This window comes from Micromonospora sp. NPDC003816 (assembly GCF_042874705.1).
Classification (GTDB): Bacteria; Actinomycetota; Actinomycetes; order Mycobacteriales; family Micromonosporaceae; genus Micromonospora.
The window spans coordinates 1-15,582 of sequence record NZ_JBIANP010000005.1; the positions used below are offsets into that span (position 1 = coordinate 1).

Annotated in this window: 13 protein-coding genes; 2 read left to right on the forward strand and 11 right to left on the reverse strand. The window is 71.5% G+C overall.

Going from position 1 to position 15,582, the window contains the following annotated elements:
• Nucleotides 1–134: 134 nt before the first annotated feature.
• The 8 genes from ACFYTT_RS18000 to ACFYTT_RS18035 all read right to left on the reverse strand — a co-directional run bounded on the left by ACFYTT_RS18000 (nt 135) and on the right by ACFYTT_RS18035 (nt 8,832).
• Nucleotides 135–1,235 (reverse strand): hypothetical protein, encoded by a 1,101-nt coding sequence (locus ACFYTT_RS18000; protein WP_387260477.1) that lies wholly within the window; start codon nt 1,233–1,235, stop codon nt 135–137.
• A 273-nt stretch (nt 1,236–1,508) separates the two neighbouring features.
• Nucleotides 1,509–3,197, reverse strand: a complete 1,689-nt coding sequence (locus tag ACFYTT_RS18005; RefSeq protein ID WP_387260480.1) for a bifunctional 3'-5' exonuclease/DNA polymerase — start codon at nt 3,195–3,197, stop codon at nt 1,509–1,511.
• Nucleotides 3,198–3,238: 41 nt separating this feature from the next.
• Nucleotides 3,239–3,637, reverse strand: a complete 399-nt coding sequence (locus tag ACFYTT_RS18010; RefSeq protein ID WP_387260984.1) for a VOC family protein — start codon at nt 3,635–3,637, stop codon at nt 3,239–3,241.
• A gap of 102 nt (nt 3,638–3,739) precedes the next feature.
• The gene (locus tag ACFYTT_RS18015) at nt 3,740–4,702 is read right to left on the reverse strand and encodes a carbohydrate ABC transporter permease (RefSeq protein ID WP_131055515.1); all 963 of its coding nucleotides are present in this window, start codon (nt 4,700–4,702) and stop codon (nt 3,740–3,742) included.
• Between the two features lie 13 nt (nt 4,703–4,715).
• Entirely contained in the window at nt 4,716–5,657 is a 942-nt protein-coding gene (locus tag ACFYTT_RS18020) for a carbohydrate ABC transporter permease (RefSeq protein WP_131055513.1), read from the reverse strand.
• 37 nt (nt 5,658–5,694) lie between these two features.
• Nucleotides 5,695–7,098 (reverse strand): N-acetylglucosamine/diacetylchitobiose ABC transporter substrate-binding protein, encoded by a 1,404-nt coding sequence (gene ngcE / locus ACFYTT_RS18025; RefSeq protein ID WP_131055511.1) that lies wholly within the window; start codon nt 7,096–7,098, stop codon nt 5,695–5,697.
• A gap of 25 nt (nt 7,099–7,123) precedes the next feature.
• Nucleotides 7,124–7,873, reverse strand: a complete 750-nt coding sequence (locus ACFYTT_RS18030; protein ID WP_387260485.1) for a sugar isomerase domain-containing protein — start codon at nt 7,871–7,873, stop codon at nt 7,124–7,126.
• Nucleotides 7,870–8,832: a MurR/RpiR family transcriptional regulator gene (locus tag ACFYTT_RS18035; protein ID WP_131055506.1), complete on the reverse strand. Its 963-nt coding sequence runs from the start codon at nt 8,830–8,832 to the stop codon at nt 7,870–7,872. Before ACFYTT_RS18035 ends, ACFYTT_RS18030 begins: the two co-directional genes overlap by 4 nt.
• 191 nt (nt 8,833–9,023) lie before the next feature.
• On the opposite strand from ACFYTT_RS18035, the gene ACFYTT_RS18040 reads away from it, so the two are divergent.
• Nucleotides 9,024–10,013: an N-acetylglucosamine kinase gene (locus tag ACFYTT_RS18040; protein ID WP_387260987.1), complete on the forward strand. Its 990-nt coding sequence runs from the start codon at nt 9,024–9,026 to the stop codon at nt 10,011–10,013.
• Nucleotides 10,014–10,310: 297 nt separating this feature from the next.
• Here the strand turns inward: ACFYTT_RS18040 and ACFYTT_RS18045 are convergent, their stop codons facing one another.
• A complete protein-coding gene (locus ACFYTT_RS18045) occupies nt 10,311–10,871 on the reverse strand; it encodes a GrpB family protein (RefSeq protein WP_387260488.1) in 561 nt (186 codons plus the stop codon).
• 76 nt (nt 10,872–10,947) lie between these two features.
• Here ACFYTT_RS18045 and ACFYTT_RS18050 point away from each other — a divergent pair, with 76 nt between their 5' ends.
• Nucleotides 10,948–12,399: an acyltransferase gene (locus ACFYTT_RS18050; protein ID WP_387260491.1), complete on the forward strand. Its 1,452-nt coding sequence runs from the start codon at nt 10,948–10,950 to the stop codon at nt 12,397–12,399.
• Here ACFYTT_RS18050 and ACFYTT_RS18055 read toward each other — a convergent pair.
• Both ACFYTT_RS18055 and ACFYTT_RS18060 read right to left on the reverse strand, forming a co-directional pair.
• Nucleotides 12,371–13,861, reverse strand: coding sequence for a CoA-acylating methylmalonate-semialdehyde dehydrogenase (locus tag ACFYTT_RS18055; protein ID WP_387260990.1), 1,491 nt, complete (start codon nt 13,859–13,861; stop codon nt 12,371–12,373). The two genes, ACFYTT_RS18050 and ACFYTT_RS18055, sit on opposite strands and share 29 nt — an antisense overlap.
• 122 nt (nt 13,862–13,983) lie before the next feature.
• Complete coding sequence (locus ACFYTT_RS18060; RefSeq protein WP_357218442.1) at nt 13,984–15,288, reverse strand: aspartate aminotransferase family protein; 1,305 nt, start codon at nt 15,286–15,288, stop codon at nt 13,984–13,986.
• Nucleotides 15,289–15,582 lie beyond the last annotated feature (294 nt).

Genomic DNA, 15,582 nt, shown 5'->3' on the forward strand with positions numbered 1-15,582 from the left:
CCGGGCCGCCGACCTCAAGTCGGCCGCAGGAGCCTGACCGGCACGAGGAGTGACGACCGGCGACCCGCCGACGGGTCGCCGGTCGCTCGCGTCTGGCCCGCCGCAGACCGGCCAGTTCCTGTGAAACGCCCGACCTAGGACCGGCGACCGGCCAGCCGAAGACGGCGCTTGACGCCACCGGCGGCTCGCGCCTTGAGCCGCGACAGCATCTCGTCGGCCTGGCCCTCGGCCCGCCGACCGAGAGAATCGGCATGCCCGAGCATCGCGACGATCGTCTCGATCGCCACGTCGAGCAACTGCCCGTCGTCCAACTCGTCGGGACTGACCGTCCGCTCCATCTCGGTGGGCCGCAACTCGTCCAGATCACCGACCACCGTGCACGGATAGTCCCGGATCTCCGCGATCTGCTGCTCGGCGAGGTCGCACACCCACGCAGCCCGGTCCAGGCCGACACCGAACCGCAGGTCGTTGGCGCGCTCCTTGAGCACCGCGTCGACCAGGTGCCGCTGCACCACCTTCTGGTACGGCGTCCGCAGCGGATGTCTGTCCCCCAGCGCCTGGTTGACCCGGCGCAGCAACTCGCTCTCCGCAGCACCCAGGGAGGGATTCGAGGTCGGTGCGGTCAGCTCGCACAGGCCGTCCGGGATGCCCAGCACCCCGGCGAAACGGTGCCAGAGCAGGTCTCGCGGGGCACCGGGCGGCGGCACGACCACCAGGTGCCGCTGCGCTGCCGGCACCAGGTCCCCCCAGCGGCGCAGCATCCGGGGCGCGGTGTAGTTGTCCCAGAAGGTGTCGAAGCGGCCCGCCTCGACGGCCCGCAGGAAACCGTCGAAGCGCCAGGTGCTGCGCGCCCGGATGCTCTGCTGCCAGGTCGACGGGAAGGTCCGCCACAGGTCCCGCCCGGCCGCGATCACGTGCACCTCGGCGGGTTGCAGGCTCTCGATCGCCCGGGCCGCCTGCGCACCGGTCGCCGCACCCAGCCCCTCGTTGCTGATGATCACGTCGCCGGACCACCGGCGCGCCTTCTCGGCCAGCCGGTCCCACGTCCAGTACACCCCGGCGTCACGCCAGTGCGCCGCACGCAGATCCGCCATCGCCTGGTCGTGCGCCACCGCGCTGCCCGGCAGCAGGATCCCGGCCTTGCGCAACACGTTCTGGTTGCTCCAGAGCACGTTCTGCACGAAGGTGCTGCCCGTCTTCGGGGCACCGATGTGCACATAGACGCGTCTGGCCATTCCGCCTCCCCGGCATCGCCACCTCCCCGACCGGAGTGGTCAAGTTGGAGGCACCAGGGTGGCACACCGAACGCGCGGAAGAAACCGCAGGTCAGACACGGTCAACCGGCTCATTTGCACAATGCCCGGCAGCCGAAATCAGGGTGAACTCTGCGCGACGCGACCTGCGCCGACGAGCACGGCGAGCCCGGGAAGCCGCCCCGTCCACGCGTCACGCCCACCATCGACGCCGACCGGACGTCGACGGCCTCACCCCGGCCCGCCGCGCGCCGCTCACGCCGCGTCGGCGTAACACTCCACCACCGACAGGTCCAACGGGAACCGCACCGCGGTCTCGCCGAACAACAGAGCGGTGGCCCGCCGCCCGGCCCGGTCGACCGCTTCGGCGACCCGCTCGGCCTGCGCGGCCGGGCAGTGCACGATCACCTCGTCGTGCTGGAAGAAGACCAACTCGGCCTCGGTGCCGGCCAACTCGCCCCGCAGCACCGCGAGCAGCGTCGAGGCCCACTCGGCGGCGGTGGCCTGGATGACGAAGTTGCGGGTGAACCTCCCACGGGACCGGGCCGCCCGGGCCCGGGGCGACTGCGGGTCACCGGCCGCATCCGGGTCGGACGGCCCGTCGTCACCCGCGCCGAACCCGGCCGTCCCCGGCGGACAGGTACGCCCCAACCACGACCGCACCAGCCCACCCGCCTCACCGGTGCGGGCCGCCGCCTCGACATGACCGAACGCGGTCGGGTAGTTGCGCCGCAGCACCGCCAGGGCCGGCACCGCCGCACCACCGGTCTGCCCGTACATCGCCCCCAGCAGGGCGAGCTTGGCCCGACCCCGGTCACCACCGAACGCGTCCCGGGCCAGCGCAGCGTACAGGTCACCGGTGGCACCCGCCGCCGCCAGCCGGGTGTCGCCGGAGACCGCCGCCAGCACCCGAGGCTCCAACTGCCCCGCGTCGGCCACCACGAACCGCCACCCCGGGTCGGCCACCACCGCACGACGGATCACCTTCGGGATCTGCAACGCGCCACCACCACGGGTCGCCCACCGGCCCGACACCACTCCACCGGGAACGTACTCCGGCTGGAACCGCCCCTCGCGGACCCACGCGTCCCGCCAGGCCCGCCCGTGCGCCGTCCAGATCCGATAGAGCTCCTTGTACTCCAGCACCAGCGGCACCGCCGGATGGTCCACTCCCCGCAGCACCCAGGCCCGCGTGTTCGGCAGCTCCACCCCGGCCCGCGCGAACGCCCGCAGCAGTTCCGCCGGGCTGTCCGCGTGCACCTGCCGTACGCCGAACGCCTCGGCGATCCGCGCCGCCAACTCGGCCAGTCGGCGGGGCGGCCCGCCCACCGGTGACGGCTCCCCGAGCAGCTCGGTCAGGATCGCGTCGTGCACGTCAGCGCGCCAGGGCAGGCCAGCCGCACCCATCTCGGGCCCGATCAGCGCACCGGCCGACTCGGCCGCCACCAACAGCCGGAACCGCCCCGGTGCCCCGGTCGCCGCGATCCGGTCGAGTTGATCGGCGTACACCCCGGTCAACGCCGTGATGCCCGGACCCGGCGGCCCGGGCACGGCGTCGAAGAGCGCGCCCTGCCCACCGCCCGGCGGGGCGGCCACGCGCGGCGGCGGATCGGCCGGCACCGGCGCGCCGGTCAACCGCGCCCACGCCGCCGCCAACGCGCGGGGCTCACCGAAGCGGCCGGCGTAGCCGAGCAGCAACGCCTCGGTCAGCTCCACGTCGTGGCAGCGAGCGACGCGGACACCGGCCCGCAGCAGCGCCGGATAAAGGGTGGTGCCGCAGGCCCAGACCCAGCGCGGCGAGTCGGCCCGCTCCCGGGCGGCCACCGCGGCGGCCAGGTCGGCGGTCGGCTCCGGCTGCCCCACGGCGGCGCCCGCCGGGTCGAGGGGTTGCAGCACTCCCCCGCCCCGCTCGTCGGGCACCACCGCCACCAGCACGAACAGCATTCTTCCGCCCGGGTACGACACCCCCGCGGGCAGGAGCAGAGTCAGTCGGCGTTCGACCACGAGCGGTGGGACAGCACGAGGCGGTAGCCGTCCGGATCCTCGACGGTGATCCCCCACCGGTCCCAGTAGGCGCCCTGGGAGACCCGGCGACCACCGGCGGATTCGAGTCGGGGGACGAGCTTCTCGTCGGGAGCTTCGCCGAGGTAGATCACGAGCAGGTCCTCGGGGCCCGGTGTCGGTCGGACCGCCAGGTGCGGGCCGCCGACCAGTTCCAGGTGCCAGGAGGCTTCCGGCCAGCCCAGCATGATCAGGTCGTGCTCGCCGGGACCGCCCTGCCCTCGCCAGAGCACGTGCAGGCCGAGCCCGTCGCGATAGAAGTGCTCCGCGACCGCGAGGTCACGGGACGGTCGGGCGATCCGGATGCTGGCGGCGGGGTCGATCACGGTTGCTCCCTCGGTAGACCGAGAGGGCATCGTGCAACCTCAACCGACGTCGAGGTCAAGTCCGCCCCCGACCGGTGGGCCGGGGGCGGACGGTGTGCGCTACTTGCTGACGCCGGCGGTGAGGCCGGACTGCACCTGGCGCTGGAAGACGATATAGACGATGAGCACCGGCAGCATCGCCATCGTCACCCCGGCGAACAGGCCGGACCAGTCGGAGCGGTAGCCCTGGTTGACCGACAGCTCGATCAGCCCCTGGGAGATGACCTGGTTCTTCGGCTCGCCGGCCACCGACTGCATGAGCAGGGTCGGCAGGTACCACTGGTTCCACTGGCCGAGCACGTTGAAGATGCCGATGCTGATCAGGCCGGGCTTGGCCATCGGCAGCATCACGCTGAAGAAGAGCCGGCTGTGCGAAGCCCCGTCGACCATGCCCGCCTCCGCGATCGCGTTGGGCAGCGTCCGGAAGAACGAGTGCATGAAGAAGACGGTGAACGCCAGCGACCACGCCACGTAGACCAGGATCAGCATCAGGTGCTTGTTCGGGCCGAGGAACGGCAGCGCCACACCGGTGTTGTAGACGCCCTTGAACAGCGGCACCGCGGCGAGGTAGATCGGCAGGGTCAGACCGGACAGGAACATGTAGTAGATCAGCCGGTTGCCGGGGAACTCGTAGCGGGCGAGCACGTAGGCGGCCATCGAGCCGAGCAGCATGGTGAGGAAGACGCTGCCGGTCAACACCAGCACGGTGTTGAGGAAGAACTCGCCGATGTGCCCCTCGGTCCAGGCCCGACCGAAGTTGTGCCACTGCAACTGCTCCGGGATGAGCGACAGCGGCTTGCGGATCACCTCCGAGTCGGTCTTGAGCGCCGACATCACCACCCACAGCAGCGGGTAGAACACCATGATCGCCCAGACGGCGAGGAACAGATGCGAGAAGCCGTTGAAGAACCGTGCCCCGGCACGACCGCCACCGACGGCGGCGCGTTCGGCCGGCGTACGTCCCGGCGGCGGGGCCTGGTCGGGCCCGGCCTGGCCACCCGGGGTGTGGGTCACCGTGCTCATCGTCCAGGTCTCCTCAGTACTCGATCCGCTCACGACGGGTGATCCGGAGCTGGAGCGCGGCCAGCAGGATCGTGAAGATCGCCAGCGCCACGCCCATGGCGCAGGCGTAGCCGAACTGGCCCTTCTGGAAGGCGGTGAAGTTCAGCACCGACGCGAAGATCTCGCTGGCGTGGTTGGGTCCGCCCTGGCTGGGCGTCATCACGAAGACCAGGGCGTACATGTCCAGGGCGATGAAGCCCAGGTAGACCCAGGCCACCGAGACGGTGTCCCGCAGCAGCGGCAGGGTGATCCGGAAGAAGGTGTGGAAGCGTCCCGCGCCGTCGAGGATGGCCGCCTCGTAGACGTCCTTCGGGATCGACTGCATGGCCGCCGAGAACAGCACCATGTAGAAACCGGCGCCGCTCCAGACCGCGATCAGCAACAACCACCACAACACCGCCGGTACGCCGAGGAAGGGCTCCGGGTCGTACATGAAGGTGATCGGGTCTTCTTCGCTGACCAGCCCGATCTTCATCAGGAGGCCGTTGATCAGGCCCTGGCTGTCGGCGCGGTAGATCTGCTGCCACATCACCGCGATGACGACCAGGGAGAGCACCTGCGGGAAGAAGAAGATCACCTTGTAGAACCCGGAGCCGAAGACGCCCCGGATGCCGGCCTTGTCCTCGCGTCCGCCCACGTTGAGCAGGAACGCGAGGAACAGGGCCAGCGCGATGGTGAACAGCGGCACGGTGATCAGGAAGAAGACGTTGTGCCAGAACGCCTTCCTGATCAGCTCGTCGGAGAACAGCCGGATGTAGTTGTCCAGCCCGACGAACTGCTGCCTGTCGGAGTAGCCTCCCCAGTCGGTCAGCGAGTACCCGGCGGCCTGCAGGAAGGGCCACACCACGTAGAAGACGTAGAGGCCGACCGGCAGTGCCAGGAAACCCGTGACGAAACGGCCAACACCGTGCCGCATGTCTCTCACTTCCTCGTTCGGTTGGGTCCGGCGGGTGTCACGCGTCGCGGGTCTGCTTGGTGATGGACGAGTCCTTGGCCACCTTGTCGGCGGCGGCCTGCATCTTGTCGACGAACTGCGCGGCGGTGAGCCGGCCGGCCATCAGCTCCTGGGAGAGGTTCTGGCTCTCCTTGTCCAGGTCCGCGTAGAAGTTCCAGAACTTGATCGAGACCAGGTCCTTGGGCGCGTTCTTCATCAGGTCGTTGGCGCTGGCCAGCGCCGAGTCCTGGACGTTGTCGCCGGAGCCGGTGGTGGAGGCGAGGGACTTGGTCAGCTCGGCGAACTTCGCCGAACCGGCCTTGGAGAGCACGGCCCGCAGGAACTCCTTGGCCGCCGCCTTGTTCGGGGCCTTGCTCGGCACCACGATGCCCTCGCCGGCACCGGCGTAGACGTCGTTGGGCGCCTTGTCGGTGGCACCCAGGCCCCAGTAGTCGGAGATCTTCATCTCGAAGCCCGGCGGGATGGTCGCCGCCATCTCGTTCTTGAGCCAGGTGCCGACCTGGATGAAGGCCGCCTTGCCGTCGAGCCAGGCCTGCTGCGACTGGGTGTGGTCGAGCTTGCCCGGGAGCACCAGCTTGTCCTTGACCAGCTTCTCCCACACCTCCAGGGCAGGCAGGATGCCGTCGGCCCGCCAGGCGTTCTCCTTGAGGTTGTCGATGTCGATGACCGCCTGCTTGCCGGCCGACTTCCAGACCGTGGCCATCAGCGCCCAGCGCGGGTAGTAGCCGTGCACGGCGTCGTAGACGTACGGCGACATGCCCTTGGCCTTGATCTTCGGAGCGAGCGCGAAGAACTCGTCGAAGGTCTTCGGCGGGGCCCAGCCCTCCCGGTCGAACAGGGCCGAGTTGTACCAGTTACCCCAGACCGTGTAGGCGATGTTGACCACGTAGAACTTGCTCTGGAAGGTGCCGTCGGCGACGGTGCCGGGCAGCAGGGTGTCGGCGACGGTGCCCCCGCCCTCCCAGGCCGGGGCGGCGAGCAGGTCGTCCAGCGGCTCGATGGCGCCCTCGTTGACCAGGGTGCTGATGTCCATCATGTCGGCGCCCGAGTTCATCACGACGTCGCTCGGCTGCGTCGCCATCTTGGGCTGCTCTTCGGTCTTGATCTTCTGGGTGGAGCTCATGTTGACGGTGATGTTCGGGTGCTTGGCGTTGAAGATCGCCTGGTCTTCCTTCGCCCAGGCGTCACCGAGCCCACCGTTGAAGATGACCACCTTCACGGCGCTGTCAGCCTGCACGCCGAAGGGGTTGTCGGTGCTCTTCTCCCCGGCGTTGTCGGTGTTCTCGCTGGGCGTGCTGCCCGCGCAGGCGCTGAGCAGACCCGCGGCCGGGGTCACCAGGAGGCCCGCGGCGGCCGCGCGGCGCAGCAGGGTCCGGCGGTTCAGATCGGGGGAAACGGACATCTCTGACTCTCCTTGTGGTGTCGGGTCAGGCGGTGCGCCGGAGACGACCGGCGTACCGCGACTCGAGGGCGAGGTTGTGCTCGTCCCCACCGGGGACGTTGGCGGAGAGGTAGATAGGGGGTGCCTCTCCGGCCTGGTGGAACCGTCGTACGACCTCCGCGGTCAGCAGCTGCGCCAGCAGCGCCGAGGTGACCGAGGAGACCGCACAGACCGCGCCGCCGCCCTCGAGCGGCAGCAGTGCGTCACCGTACGGCGCGCCGTTGTCCAGCACGACGTCGGCGAGATCGACGAGCCGCCGGCCCGACGGGTGGCGCGGAGCGACCCGTCCGGTGTGCTCGACCGAGGTGACCGCGATCAACGGGTGACCGCGACCGGTGACCAGCAGGGCCAGTTCGACCACCGAGCCGTTGATGCCGGACTGGGACGCCACCACGAACACGTCCTGCGGCTGCGGCGCGGCGATCTCGTAGAGCTGGTGGGCGATGGCCGGGTCGCGCTCCAGCTTCGGGTCGGCGAGCACGTCGCGCGGGGCGTCGCCGTGCAGCACCAGGTCGTGCAGGGTGAGCCGGTTGGTGGGCACCAGCCCGCCGGCCCGGGCCACCAGCTCGGCCGCGAACGCCTCCGAGTGCCCGGCCCCGAACGCCTGGAGCACCCCACCGTCACGCAGGCTGCCGGCGATCAGGTCGGCGGCCCGGCCGAGCGGTTCGTGCCCCCGGTCGACGAGACGGTCGAGAACGGGGCGGACGGCGTCCGCGTACCCCTGGGCGCTGATCATGCGCTGGCTCCCCTCGCGGCCTTGTGCCCGTCGACGGCCTGGGCGGTACGCCGGAAGGCCGCGTGTGCGCGGTCGTGGGTGCGCTGGGCGACCGCGATGTAGAGCAGGTCGAGGACGACCAGCTGCGGATGCCGGGCCGACAGCGCGTCCGGACGGAACGTGGTGGCGTGGCTGGCGGTCAGCAGCACGACGTCGGCCAGTTCGGCCAGCGGCGAGCGACGGAACCCGGTCAGCGCGATGGTGGTCGCGCCCCGGCTGCCGCCCTCGGCCACCATCTCGATGGCCTCCCGGGTCTGGCCGCTGTGCGAGATGCCCAGCGCGACGTCGCCCGGGCGCAGCAGCGCGGCGGAGGCGAGCCCGGAGTGCACGTCGTTCCACGCCCAGGCGGCCACCCCGATGCGGTGCAGGCTGAACTGCATCTCCTCGCCGACCAGGGCACTGCCGCTGGCACCGAAGATGTTGACCCGGCTGGCCCCGGCGATGGCGTTCGCGGCCCGTTCCACCTCGTCGAGGTCGAGCAGCGCGGCGGTGTCGTGCATGGCCCGGGTGTCGGCCGCCATGATCTGTTCCAGGACCCGGTCCAGCGGGTCGCTGGGCTGGATCTCGCGTCCGATGTCGACGGTCCACCCGGCCGAGCGGGCCCGGCCGGTCTCGGAGGCGATGCCCAACCGCAGGTCGGCGTAGCCGTCGAAGCCCATCGCCCGGCAGAACCGGGTGACCGTGGCCGGTGACGTGCCACTGCGCTCGGCCAGCTCGACGATGGTGGCCCGCGCCGCCGCCTCCGGGTCGCTGAGGACGTGCTCGGCGACCCGGCGCAGCGCGCCGGTCAGCTCGTCTGACCCGCTGCGCACCCGAGCGAGTATCCCGCCCGAGGCGACGCCGATGGCGCCCCGCCGGTCAACCCGGTCGGCGTCGGCCACCGCGGTGCCCGCGGAGGTGTCCGCCTCGTGATCAACCATGGGACGCCTTTCGGAAAAGACTGTTAACTGATAGTGGTAAAAGTTCTTACTGAAGCCACCTCCGTGTCAAGACCGTGGGCGAAGTTTTCAAACTGTTACCTGACGCACTGTCCGGGCCCGGATCCGCCTCTTGCCCCGGAGAGGCACCGCGACCAGCATGAACGCAGATCGATCAAGGAGGTTGGATGCCGATGTCCGACACCGTCGTGATCGGCCTCGATGTCGGCGGCACGTCCACCCGGGCGCTCGCCGTAACCCTCGACGGCGGCCGTCTCGGCACCGGCCGAGCCGGCGGCGGCAACCCCACGAGCCACGGCGCCACCCGCGCCGCCGGGGAGCTCCTGACCGCCCTGCGCGCGGCACTCGCCGGCATCGACCCGACCCGGGTACGCGCCGGCGCCATCGGCCTCGCCGGAGCGGGCCGCCTCCAGGCCGACCCCGCCGGGCGCGCCGCCTTCGCCGATGCCTGGCGGACCGCCGGCCTCCGCTGCCCGTACGCGGTGCACGGCGACGCCCTCATCGCGTACGCCTCCGCCACCGCCGCCCCTCGGGGCACCGTCCTCGTGGCCGGCACCGGCGCCATCGCCGCCAGGGTCCGCGACCTACGCCTGGACCGCGTCGCCGACGGACACGGCTGGCTGCTCGGCGACGCCGGCTCCGGCTTCTGGCTCGGACGACAGGCGGTACGCCGACTGCTCACCGCCCTCGACAGCGGCATCGACCCGGGCGACCTCGGCCGACGGGTGCTCACCGAACTGACCGGATCTGCCGAGATCGCGGCCCGCCCCCGCGACACCGTCGACGCGGTCGTGCAGGCCGCCACACGTCGCCCACCGGTGGAGCTCTCCCGCCTCGCCCCGCTGGTGCTCGACGCCGCCGCCGCCGGCGAACCGACCGGGGTCGCACTGCTCGACACGGCCGGCACCCACCTCGCCGACACGGTCGGCCGGATCCGAGCGGCCGACGACACCGACGTCCTGGTGCTCGGCGGCGGGCTGCTGACCGGCGACACCCCGCTGGCCGCCGCCGTCCACGCCGAGGCCCGACGACGCTGGCCGTACGCCCCGGTCCGACCGGCCGGGGACGGCGCCGCCGCCGCGGCCTGGCTGGCCGCCCGCGAACTGCCCGAGGTGACCGACCCGACCGCCCTGCACGCCCGCCTGGTCCCGCCACCCACCTGACCCCCGCGCCACCGTCGGCCTTGGCCACCCCGGCCACCCCGGCCGGCAGCGGGAGCACGTTGCCCCGCATTCGCGCACATTGGCGACACTCATTGATCTGCGCCATTTGCTATCGGCCATCCGATCACCGCAGGCGCGGCCACCTGACCCTCCTTCGCCTCCTTTGCTCTGCTTCAACCCACGCCACATGATCGGCTCGAATTCGTTGCGCTGGTTGAAGCAGAGCAAAGGCGGCCGGGAGGACACTCTGAACCGCCGGCAGAGGGCCGATGGCGAGATCCTGCCGGACTCCCCGAGTCACCGGTCCGGGTAGTCGACGGCTGGCGCTTGCGTCCTGTCACGGACGCCGAGGACCTCGTTGACGAAGTCGTCCTTGTTGCGCGCATAGGCTGCCAGGTCGGCGCCGTGCGCCCGCGCGAGATCGCGCTTGAGCTGCTCGTACCGGGACCGGTAGTCCACACGCCCCCGCAGCGCGTCGCGGAACGCGATGCGTCGCCGCCAGAGCAGTGAGGTCGGCTCGGTGAGGTGGAGCTGACAGGTGCGCTCCCACCAGTTGTCGGTCGCCGGCTTGAAGAAATAGTGCGCTTCCTCCGGGCGGTGCACACCGTTGCGGTAGCCGAGAGCGGTCACCACTTCGATCGCCGCAACCGCCTCCGACAGGCTGCGTACCGGCGCCATCATGTCGATGATCGGTTTTGCCGCCAGGCCGGGAATCGATGTCGAGCCGATGTGCTCGACCGACCCCACCAGCCACCGCCTGAGAACGGTTTCCAGGGCGACCCGTTCCTGCGCGAACAGCACCGCCCAGTGCGGATCGTGCGGGCTGAGAGTGACCGGTGTGCCCTCCACGCGTCTCATCGTCCCAGTCTCGGCGATGCCCTCCACGACGGCGATCGGCCGCCCGCTCCGCTTCACGGGCGCATACCCTCGGACCATGCGCCGCCTGGCCCGACTCGCCGCACGGACGCCGGCCGACCGCGAGCGCTACCTCGATCTGCTGCGGGCCGTGGCGATCATGATGGTCGTCCTCGGGCACTGGGCGGTCGCGACGATCGGCTACGACGAGCACGGGCAGCCCGACGGTCACTCCGCCCTGCCCGCGATCCCGTGGGCCTACCCGCTGACCTGGGCGGTCCAGGTGATGCCGGTGTTCTTCCTGGTCGGCGGCTACGCCAACGCCGCCTCGCTGACCGCGCACCGGGATCGTGGCGGAGACGCCGGTGGGTGGCTGCTCGGGCGCAGCGCCCGGCTGCTGCGTCCGACCAGTGTGCTGGTGCTGGTGTTGGCCGGGGGCGCGGTGGTGGCCCGGCTGGTCGGGGTCGAGCCGAGCATGGTCCGCACCGTCGTCTGGTTCGCCACGATCCCGCTGTGGTTCCTCGCCGCCTATCTCGTCGTGGTGCCGCTGACCCCGCTCATGTACGCGTTGCACCGCCGTTTCGGACTGGCCGTACCGGTGGTGATGGCGCTGCTCGTGGCTGCCGGAGACCTCGGGCGGGCGATCGGGTACGAGACGGCGGCACTGCCCAACTACCTGCTCGGCTGGCTGGCCGTACACCAGGTCGGTTTCGCCTGGTACGACGCCCGCCGGGGGCACTGCGACCCGGCCGGGTCCGGCGCGGGCAGCCGGTGGACCCGCTGCCTGCCGATGTCCCGCCGTGCCGCCGTGGTGCTGACCGCCGCCGGTCTCGGCGTCGCGGTGCTGCTCACCGCCGTGGGCCCGTACCCGGTCAGCATGATCAACCTGCCCGGACATCGACTGGACAACGCGGCTCCGCCGAGCGTCGCGTTGCTGGCCGTGGCCACCGCCCAGCTCGGGCTGATCCTGCTGCTGCGCGAGCGGGCCGAGCGCTGGCTGCACCGCAGCCGCCCCTGGCAGGCCGTGATCGCCGTCAACTCGGTCGTACTCACCGTCTTCCTGTGGCACCTGAGCGCGGTGATCCTGCTGGTCGGCGCGCTGGACCGGCTCGGTGTCCTGCCCACCCCACCAGCCGGGTCGGCCGCCTGGCTGGCCTGGCGTCTGCCCTGGGTACTGCTGCTCACCGTGGTCCTCGCCGCACTGGTCGCGGTCTTCGGCCCGATCGAGGCCCGCACCGGCCGCTCCACCGCGAGTCGCCGGAACGGGCCCGCCACCCCGGCACCGGGCCGACCCGACGCCGATGCGGACCGCCCGCCGGAAGACGGACGGCCGCACCCACGACGGGTCGCCGTGCGGGGCGTCCTGACCGTCGCCGGTTTCGCCGCCGTCGGGTACGCCCTGGTGGCCAACAGCGCCACCGCCAAGACCGCACCCGAGCCGCTCGGCCTGCCGGTCGCCGCCCTGGTGGCCTACCTGGCCGGGGCGGGCGTCCTGCGCCTGCTCAGGTCTGGGTGGGGAAGCCGAGGTTGACCCCACCGTGGCGGGGGTCCAACCACCTGCTGGTGACCACCTTGCCCCGGGTGAAGAACGCCACCCCGTCGGCGCCGTGCGCGTGCAGGTCACCGAAGAGGGACGCCTTCCAGCCGCCGAACGAGTAGTACGCCATCGGCACCGGGATCGGCACGTTGACACCGACCATGCCCGCCTCCACCTCGTGCTGGTAGCGGCGGGCCGCACCGCCGTCGTTGGTGAAGATCGCCGTGCCGTTGCCGTACGGGCTGGCGTTGACCAGCTCGACCGCCTCGTCGTACGAGCCCACGCGCAACACCGAGAGGACCGGGCCGAAGATCTCGTCGGTGTAGATCGACATGTCCGGGGTGACCCGGTCGAACAGCGTCGGGCCCAGCCAGAAGCCGTCCGGGTCGCCGTCGGGCGTCACGTCCCGGCCGTCGACCACCGCCACCGCACCGGCCGCCACCCCCGCCTCGACGTAGGACCGGACCCGGTCCGCGTGCGCGGCGGTGACCAGCGGACCCATGTCGCACCCGCGCCGCCCGTCACCGGTACGCAACCCGGCCATCCGCTGCGCGATCCGGGCCACCAGGTCGTCGGCGACCGGCTCCACCGCGACCAGCGCCGAGATCGCCATGCACCGCTCCCCCGCCGACCCGAACCCGGCGTTGACCGCCGCGTCGGCGGCCAGGTCTAGATCCGCGTCGGGCAGCACCACCATGTGGTTCTTCGCGCCGCCGAGCGCCTGCACCCGCTTACCGGCGGTGGTGCCGCGCTGGTAGACGTGCCGTGCCACCGGCGTGGAACCGACGAAGGACACCGCCTTGACCGTCGGGTGGTCCAGCAACGCGTCCACGGCCTCGGCGTCACCGTTGACCACGTTCAGCACCCCGTCGGGCAGGCCCGCCTCGGCGAACCACTCCGCCAGCAGCAGCGCCGCGCTCGGGTCCTTCTCGCTCGGCTTGAGCACCACCGCGTTGCCGGCGGCGACCGCCACCGGCACGAACCACAGCGGCACCATCACCGGAAAGTTGAACGGGCTGATCACCGCGACCACCCCGAGCGGCTGCCGCAGGCTGTACGAGTCGACCTCGGTGGAGACGTTCTCGCTGAAACCGCCGCGCAGCGCCGACGGGATGCCGCACGCGTACTCGATGACCTCCAGGCCGCGCTGCACCTCCCCGGCGGCGTCGGCGAGCACCTTGCCGTGCTCGGCGGTGATCACCTCGGCGAGCCGGTCCCGGCGGGCGTTGACCAGCTCCCGGAAGGCGAACAGCACCGCCGACCGCTTCGCCAGCGACGCGTCCCGCCAGGTCCGCGCGGCGCGCGCGGCCGCCTCGACGGCCACCGCCACGTCCGCGGCGGAGGCCAGCTCCACCTCTGCGGTACGCCGACCGGTGGCCGGGTCGAACACGTCCCCCCGCCGCGTGGAGGTGCCGCTGACCCGCCTGCCGTCCACGAAGTGCCCGATCAGCTTCAGGGCACCGCCCTCCGTTCGCGACTGCGGGGCTCGCAGAACCGGCTCACTCCTCGCGCTCACTGCACCACCTTCCGTTCGCGACTGCGGGGCTCGCAGAACCGGCTCACTCCTCGCGCTCGCGCTCACTGGTCAACCTCCCCGCTGCTGGCGGCCCGGATCGCCTCGACCAGGACGGCCAGCCCCTCGCGGGCCTCCTCCTCGGTGAGCGTCAACGGCGGCCCCATCCGCAGCACGTTGCCGTACAACCCGCCCTTGCCGACGAGCAGCCCACCCTGCCGGCACGCCTCGAACACCCGCCCGGTCAGCGCCGGGTCCGGCTCGTCGGTGCCCGGCCGGACGAACTCCACGGCGAGCATCAGGCCCTTGCCGCGTACCTCGGCGACCTGGTCGAGACCGGCCACCGCGGCGCGCAGGCCGTCGCCGAGGATCGCGCCGACCCGGGCGGCGTTGGCCTGGAGGTCGTGGTCGAGCAGGTAGTCCAGGACGGCGTTGCCGGCGGCGGTGCTCAGTGGGTTGCCGCCGTAGGTGGAGAAGCTGATCGCGGGCACCGACTCCAGCACCTCCGCCCGGCCGACCACCCCGGCCAGTGCGAACCCGTTGCCGACGCCCTTGGCGAAGGTGAGCAGGTCGGGGGTGACACCGTGGGCCTGGTAGCCCCAGAAGTGCTCCCCGGTGCGCCCCCAGCCGGTCTGCACCTCGTCGGAGATCAGCAGGATGCCGTGCTCGTCGAGGACCTTCTTCCATCCGGCGAACAGGCCGTCCGGCCCGTGCACGAACCCGCCGACGCCCTGGATCGGCTCGGCGATCAGGCAGGCCACGTCGCCGGAGGTCTGGGTGGCGAGCACCTCGCGCAGGTCCTCCACCGCCGCGTCGACCCGGTCGCCCTCGGGCAGTCGGGCGAGCAGGCCACGCAGCCGCTCACCGGAGTGCAGCCAGGCCACCTGGAGCGGGTTGAGCGCGCTGGCCGACCAGCCCCGGTTGCCGGTGGCGCCCATCGTCGCGTACGTGCGGCCGTGGTAGCTGTTGCGGACCGCGAGGATCTGGTGCGAGCGACGGTAGTTGGTGGCCATCAGCAGCGCGGCCTCGTTGGCCTCGCTGCCGGAGTTGGTGAAGAAGACCCGGGCGTCCGGTATCCCGGAGAGCCGGGCGATCTTCTCGGCCAACTCGACCTGCTGTCGGATCAGATAGAGCGTCGAGGTGTGCACGATCCCGGTGGACAGTTGCCGCTGCACCGCCTCGCGGATCTCGGCGATGTCGTAGCCGATCATGTTCGTCAGCACCCCGCCGAAGAAGTCCAGGTAGGTGCGCCCCTGCGCGTCGGTGACCCGGCGGCCCTCGCCGGAGACGATTTCGATCGGCTCGGCGTAGTAGAGGGGCATCCAGGACGGGAGCACGGCCCGGTGCCGGGCCAGCAGGTCGTCGGTCATCGTCGCACCCTTCGGTTCGCGGTCACCGCGACGGTGTCACCACCGTCGCTGCCCGGACAAGAGCCAACGTGTCGCCCGGTGGTCGGCAGCCGCTGACAGAACGTCAACGCTTTCCGTCGTCTACGGCGGTGTCGACCACGCTTCCGGTCGCCGGCTCGGGCACCGGCCCACGTTTTCCGCCAGCACTCCGCCGGTATGCCTGGACGTGCAGGGCCACCGCGGGCAGGAACGACAGGGCAAACGGCCGTACCGCCGCCGCGAGCGACCGTCCAGACCACCGCCGTGAACGACCCG